The following is a 4,555-nucleotide window of genomic DNA, read 5'->3' as shown; positions in this document are numbered from 1 at the left end:
GCGCTGGCCGAGTTCACGTCGTTCGGCGTCAGGCGCATGACCACGCCGCGCTCCTCCCACATGTAGCAGTACAGGAAGGAGGCGCGCGAGACGGTGGCCGACAGGAAGATCTGCTCGCCGGCCTCGAAGGCGTTGCGGCCGGTCATGACGTTCTCGATCTGCATGTCGATGCGGCGCGGCTCGGGCGGGCTGCCCAGCGGTTGCACCGGGTGCGCGGACGCGACCTCCGAGGCCGGCGGCGCCGGCAGCGGCGTGCTGCTGGTGGGCGCCCAGCCGATGCGCGCCAGGTGGCCCTGCGCGTCCAGGCCGACGAAGCCGCCCAGCGCCTTCTCGTAGGTGGGGAAGTCCAGTTCGCCGCTGGCCGGCATGCCGCGGTCGGTCTGGAAGCGCGCCAGCGCCTCGCGCAGCTGCCGTGACTGGGGCGGCAGCGGCTGCGCCTGCGCGGGCAGGTAGCCCTGCATCACCAGCGACTGCTGCACCAGGGCCGAGCGCGTCTGCGCCGCGCCTTCCTCGTACCAGTCGCGCATGGTGCGCTGGAACTCGGGGTGCGCCTGGTCCAGCGTGAGGCACTGCCAGTAGGGCACGCGCGCCCACTTGCCCACCAGCTCGATGGTGGCCAGCTCCACCAGCGTGCGCATGGCGGCGCCGGCGCCCTGGGTGTAGTCGCGCCCGATGGTGAACTGCACCCCGTACGAGCCGATGCGCCCGGCCAGGTCCAGCCCTTCGCCGCCGGTGCCGATGATGACCTCGTTGGCCGAGTCCAGGCCGGGGATCAGCGTGCGCGTGCGGAAGTCGCCCAGGTGCAGCTCCAGCGCCACCAGCGCCGCGTTGCGGCTGCGGCTGTAGCCGGTCTCCAGGCGCGAGGCCGAGGTGCCGAAGTCGGCGTGGCCGCTGAGCACGTTCTGGTCGAGGTAGGAGATCGCGCCCGAGAAGTACAGGCCCGGGCGCTGGAGCTGGAGCTGGTTGTTGTTCAGCAGGATGGTGGTCAGCGTCTGCACCGTGTCCTGGCGCGCCAGCTCGACCTCGTAGTCGACGTAGCGGAAGGCATTGCTGGTGCGCGACATCTGCGACAGGGCCGTGATGATCATGTCCTTGGTCGCCACCGGCATCTTGCCGGAGTAGTCGGGGATCTGCTTGCTGGTGACCAGCGTGGTCGGCAGTTCGGCGGCGCGCAGCATGCGGTCCATGCAGGCCAGCGATTCGGAGAAGCTGGACACCGAGCGCACCGGCCGGTTGTTGGGCCGGTCGGCGACGTGCGCGTGCGACTGGAAGGCCTTGTCGCGCCGCGCGTCCATCGGCATGGCGCAGCCCGCCAGCAGGACGACGGCGGCCAGGCCCAGCACGCCCAGGTGCGCGAGGCCCGCCGGACGCGGTGGTCGGTGGTTCATGGCATGTCTCCCTGCGGCAGGAAAAAGGTGGCTGCCCTTAGCGGCAGACGTTGACCACGTCGCCGCGCAGCACGACGACCTGGTCCTGGCCTTTGGGGCCGTACTGGCTGAAGCCGTTGCCGGCCGGCGCGGCGGCGCCCAGGTCCTGGATGCAGGTCTTGTTCATGCCTTCGCTGGCGGCCTGCGTCGTCAGGTCCTTGTCGGTGCGCATGCCGGCCGGGTTGCCCATGGCCTTGGACTCGAAGCGCACCACGCGGGCGCGCAGCCAGCTCGGCATGCCGTCGGTGAGCACGGCGTCGGACGAGCGCGGCGCCGGCGCGGTCGGCAGCATGTTCACGTTCTGCTTCTGCGTCAGGACGACGGGGTCCTCGCCGGGAGCGGCCCAGGCGAGGGCGGATGCGGCCAGGGCCAGCCAGGCGGCGGGAAAGCGGGAGGCTCTCATGACGGACTCCTCGGGGGCGCGGGAGGAAGGGGCCCCGGCCGCGCGCACGCCGGGGCGCGCGGGCCGGAGCGGGCTCGTCAGCGGCCGTGCTTGTCGGCGCGGCGCTCGTACACGCCCGTGCAGGTCACGCAGGCGTTGTTGGAGGCGATGTTCTGGATCGCCAGCGACTTGGCGCCGTCGGCCAGGTTGCTCACGTGCGCGCCGTCGCCCAGCGTGATCTGCGTGGACTTGCCGGCGATCGTCACGTCGCCCAGGTTGGACGAGACGTTCTGGCTGGCGATGGCGTCGTGGCCCTTGGCTTCGTTGGTGAACGAGCTGTTCTTGGTGGCCACCACCTGCAGCGACTGGGCGCGGCTCTCGACCTGCACGTTGCCCGCGTTGCTGGCCAGGTTCTGGTTGGCGAAGGTGTCGGCGTTCGACTTGTTCGACACCGACGTGTTCTTCAGCACCGCGATCTGGGTCGACGTGCCGTCGATGTTGATGCCGGTGGACGGGCCGGTGGCGAGCGCCGTCCCGGAGGCCAGCACGGCGGCAATGACAAGAAGCTTCTTCATGATCGTTCCCTCGAAGGAAAGAGTTGGATGAAGACGCCCGGCAGGCGTGGCTGCCACCCCGGTCGCCAGCGCCGCGAGGCCCATGTCCTTGCAGCACCGGGACCGAGTCTGGGCAGCCGCCGCGGGGGCGCAAATGCCCTGGCCGGGGCAGTCCGTGGGTATGGCCGACGGACTACCCCCCGCAGGTCAGCATCTCCGATGAACTAACGATTTACAGAGTGAAGTGCCAGGCGTAGAAAAAAGGTGTCGTCAAGGAATTACTTGGCGAAACGGGGGAGTTACGAAGTGCAAGTGCCGCGAGCAATCGAAAAGCGGCCGGCACGGCCTGGAGACGGCCGCCCGACGGCGGTCGAGAAGGAGACCGGAGTGGATGCATGGGCTCAGCAGGATGCCGCCGCCGTCCTTTGCCGCGGCATCGTGATCGATGAGGACCCGCGCAGGGCGGGCCCGGCCTGGCCGGCGCACCTGACGGGCCAGGCGGCCCGGCCGGTGCGCGTGGTGGTGGTCGACGACGACGCCGGCGCGCGCCGGCTCATCGCCCAGTCGCTGGTGCGCGACGAACGCGTGTCGCTGGAGGGCGAGGCCGCCAGCCTGGCGGAGGGGCGGCGCCTGCTGGCGCGCTGCGCCTTCGACGTCGCGCTGATCGACCTGCGCCTGGGCGACGGCTGCGGGCTGGAGCTGGTCGAGGCGGTGCAGCGCGGCCGCAGCGAGGCCGAGTGCATCGTCGTCTCGGCGCTGGAGGACGAGCGCCGGGTGCTGCGCGCCTTCGAGCTGGGCGCCACCGGCTACCTGCTCAAGCACTGCTGGTTCCAGGACTACGCGCGCGCCGTGCTGGAGGTGGCCAACGGCGGCGCGGCGATCACGCCCAGCCTGGCGCGGCGCCTGCTGTCGCGGCTGCCGCGGGCCGAGCCGCGCGCCGGCGCCCTGGCGCCGCCGCCGGCGCCGTCGGGCGCGCTGTCGTCGCGCGAATGCGAGATCCTGCGGCTGGTGGCGGCCGGCCACGTCAACGACGAGGTGGCGAGGGAACTGGACATCAGCGCGCAGACGGTGCACTCGCACCTCAAGAGCATCTATCGCAAGCTGCGCGTGCACACGCGCGCCCAGGCGGTCGGCCTGGCGGGCCAGCGCGGGCTGCTCTGAGCCCGGACCGGACGCGTGCCATGCCTTGCACGGCGGGACGGCGGCGCTGGCTTGCCGCGGGTGCGCTGCTCGCCGCCGCGCTGATCGGCGCGCGGGCGCTGCGAGCGCCCCGCCCAGGGGGCGGCGACGACGAGGCGGCCCTGCAGCGCCTGGCGGCCGACCTGCACGACGGCGTGGGCGCCCGGCTCGGCGCGCTGCTGGCCGCGCTCGATCCGCACGACGCCGCGCAGCGGCCGCTGTGCCTGGCGCTGCACGACTGCCTGCTGGAGCTGCAGATGGCGGTGGACGACATCGACGTCTTCGACGGCGAGGCCGTGCCCGAGCGCCTGGGCCGGCTGCGCCACCGCATGCAGCCGGCGCTGGACCGCCTGGGCATCCGGCTGGAGTGGCAGGTCTCGCCCGACGGCCTGGGCGTGGGCGGCGTGCGGGCACGCGAAGTGGGGCGCATCGCGCAGGAGGCGCTGTCGAACGTGCTGCGCCACGCGCAGGCCACCAAGGTGGCGTTCCGCTGGGGCGCGGACGCGCGCGGCCGTCCCACGCTGCAGGTGGTGGACGACGGCGTCGGCCTGGCGCCGCCCGCCCGGGCGCCCGGCCGCGGGCTGGCCGGCATGGGCCGCCGGGCGCAGCGCATCGGCGGCGAACTGCAGGCGATGCCGTTGGCGCCGCACGGCACCGCGGTGCTGCTGCGGCTGCCCGCGGGCCCCGGCTGAGCGATGCGGGCCCTATGGCAAACTCCCGCGCTTTTCCCCCAGGGCAGACCCGCAAAAGATGCAGAAGATCATTCGCCAGATCGCCGCCGAACTGAAGGTGGGCGAGCACCAGGTCCAGGCCGCGACCGACCTGCTGGACGGCGGCGCCACGGTGCCGTTCATCGCCCGCTACCGCAAGGAGGCCACCGGCGGCCTGGACGATGCGCAGTTGCGCGAGCTGGAGGTGCGCCTGACCTACCTGCGCGAGCTGGAGGAACGCCGCGCGGTGGTGCTCAAGGCCATCGACGAACAGGGCAAGCTGACGGACGCGCTGCGCGTCGC

Annotated in this window: 6 protein-coding genes; 3 read left to right on the top strand and 3 right to left on the bottom strand. The window is 72.4% G+C overall.

Going from position 1 to position 4,555, the window contains the following annotated elements; all coding sequences use genetic code 11:
* From ACIY1X_RS23675 to ACIY1X_RS23665, 3 genes are all read right to left on the bottom strand, one after another.
* Positions 1–1,388, bottom strand: a 1,388-nt coding sequence (locus ACIY1X_RS23675; RefSeq protein WP_399685405.1) for a peptidoglycan-binding protein, incomplete at its 3' end; no start/stop codon positions are given.
* 37 nt (positions 1,389–1,425) lie between these two features.
* Complete coding sequence (locus tag ACIY1X_RS23670) at positions 1,426–1,830, bottom strand: hypothetical protein (protein ID WP_399685402.1); 405 nt, start codon at positions 1,828–1,830, stop codon at positions 1,426–1,428.
* A 77-nt stretch (positions 1,831–1,907) separates the two neighbouring features.
* Positions 1,908–2,384, bottom strand: coding sequence for a hypothetical protein (locus ACIY1X_RS23665; protein WP_051954030.1), 477 nt, complete (start codon positions 2,382–2,384; stop codon positions 1,908–1,910).
* Positions 2,385–2,750: 366 nt separating this feature from the next.
* Between ACIY1X_RS23665 and ACIY1X_RS23660 the strand changes: the two genes are divergently transcribed.
* The 3 genes from ACIY1X_RS23660 to ACIY1X_RS23650 all read left to right on the top strand — a co-directional run.
* On the top strand, positions 2,751–3,524 hold the full coding sequence (locus tag ACIY1X_RS23660) for a LuxR C-terminal-related transcriptional regulator (protein ID WP_399685399.1): 774 nt from the start codon (positions 2,751–2,753) through the stop codon (positions 3,522–3,524).
* 20 nt (positions 3,525–3,544) lie between these two features.
* On the top strand, positions 3,545–4,234 hold the full coding sequence (locus tag ACIY1X_RS23655; RefSeq protein ID WP_399685396.1) for a sensor histidine kinase: 690 nt from the start codon (positions 3,545–3,547) through the stop codon (positions 4,232–4,234).
* 58 nt (positions 4,235–4,292) lie between these two features.
* On the top strand, positions 4,293–4,555 hold a 263-nt coding region (locus tag ACIY1X_RS23650; protein WP_399685393.1), incomplete at its 3' end, for a Tex-like N-terminal domain-containing protein.

The sequence above is a fragment of the Xenophilus sp. genome (assembly GCF_044462705.1).
In the GTDB taxonomy this organism is placed as follows: domain Bacteria; phylum Pseudomonadota; class Gammaproteobacteria; order Burkholderiales; family Burkholderiaceae_C; genus Xenophilus; species Xenophilus azovorans.
The sequence above is the reverse complement of the archived record's forward strand: the minus strand, read 5'-3'. Positions and strand labels throughout refer to the sequence as shown.

Bases quoted from the DNA above. Each gene is read 5' to 3' on its own strand.
- ACIY1X_RS23655 (WP_399685396.1), top strand. From the start codon at position 3,545: ATGCCTTGCACGGCGGGACGGCGGCGCTGGCTTGCCGCGGGTGCGCTG.
- ACIY1X_RS23665 (WP_051954030.1), bottom strand. From the start codon at position 2,384: ATGAAGAAGCTTCTTGTCATTGCCGCCGTGCTGGCCTCCGGGACGGCG.
- ACIY1X_RS23670 (WP_399685402.1), bottom strand. From the start codon at position 1,830: ATGAGAGCCTCCCGCTTTCCCGCCGCCTGGCTGGCCCTGGCCGCATCC.